Genomic DNA, 691 nt, shown 5'->3' on the forward strand with positions numbered 1-691 from the left:
CGGCCCACCCTCGACCACCACGAGGCGGCTTTCCCTGATCAGCCCGGGGATGCGCTTCCCCGACGCGGCGAAGGGGACGATCCGGTCGGCATCGCCGTGGATCACGAGGACCGGCACGTCGATGCTCCGAAGGTCGCCCCGGAAGTCGGTCAGCCACGCGGAGACGCTGTCAAGCGTGCCCCGCGGCGAGGCGGTGGCTGCGATGTTCCAGTTGAAGCGAACGGCCTCGTCGCTGATACGGTCGCCCCCGAGGACGTCGACGTTGATCCCGTCAAAGACACTGCCGTCCACGCCTTCGGGGTTTTCGGCTGTCTTCAAGAGGAACGGGGGGATCGCGGATATGAAGACGGCCGAATCCACGCGGTCGCTCCCATGAGTGCCGAGATAGCGGGCGACCTCGCCGCCGCCCATCGAGAACCCGACAAGCGTTGCACCCGTGAGGTCGAGTTCCGTCATGAGTTTGTGCAGGTCTTCTGCCAGGGTATCGTAGTCGTAGCCGAATGCCGGTTTAGCAGAGTTGCCAAACCCCCTGCGGTCGTAGGCGACGACGCGGTAGCCCGCATCGATCAGTGCCGGCACCTGCTTCTCCCAGGACTTACTCGAGAGCGGCCAGCCGTGGATCATGACGACCGGTCTCCCTGCGCCATGGTCCTCGTAGTAGAGGTCGATGTTACCCGAATTTTCTTTACCA

1 protein-coding gene is annotated in these 691 nt (G+C 64.1%); it reads right to left on the reverse strand.

Going from position 1 to position 691, the window contains the following annotated elements; translation table 11 throughout:
* The coding region (locus ACMUOY_RS20375; protein WP_413894543.1) for an alpha/beta fold hydrolase at positions 1–691 on the reverse strand (691 nt) is incomplete at both ends.

It is taken from the genome of Candidatus Skiveiella danica (genome assembly GCF_022705245.1).
In the GTDB taxonomy this organism is placed as follows: Bacteria; Pseudomonadota; Gammaproteobacteria; order Burkholderiales; family Burkholderiaceae_C; genus Skiveiella; species Skiveiella danica.